Origin of the sequence: Hymenobacter coccineus (assembly GCF_001816125.1) — a bacterium.
Lineage (GTDB): Bacteria > Bacteroidota > Bacteroidia > Cytophagales > Hymenobacteraceae > Hymenobacter > Hymenobacter coccineus.
Window position 1 is genome coordinate 1 of sequence record NZ_MDZA01000348.1, and the last position, 239, is coordinate 239.

The 239-nt window shown below is 77.4% G+C and carries 1 protein-coding gene; it reads right to left on the reverse strand.

The annotated features are described in order from the left end of the window. Window positions 1-39 precede the first annotated feature (39 nt). Window positions 40-239: hypothetical protein (locus tag BEN49_RS28230; protein ID WP_204376147.1), on the reverse strand; the 200-nt coding region annotated here is incomplete at its 5' end.

Consider the following 239-nt stretch of genomic DNA (forward strand, 5'->3'; position numbering starts at 1 on the left):
CGCTGGCAAAACGGCCGGCTACGTACACGCTCGCGCCGCTCACGGCCACGCCCGTGGCCACGTCGTCGCCGGGGCCCCCGGCGCGCTGGGCCCAGACGAAAGCCGCGCTGGGGCCCCCCGGCCACCAAAGCGGCCACGAACGCTGGCAAAACGGCCGGCTACGTACACGCTCGCGCCGCTCACGGCCACGCCCGTGGCCACGTCGTCGCCGGGGCCCCCGGCGCGCTGGGCCCAGACGA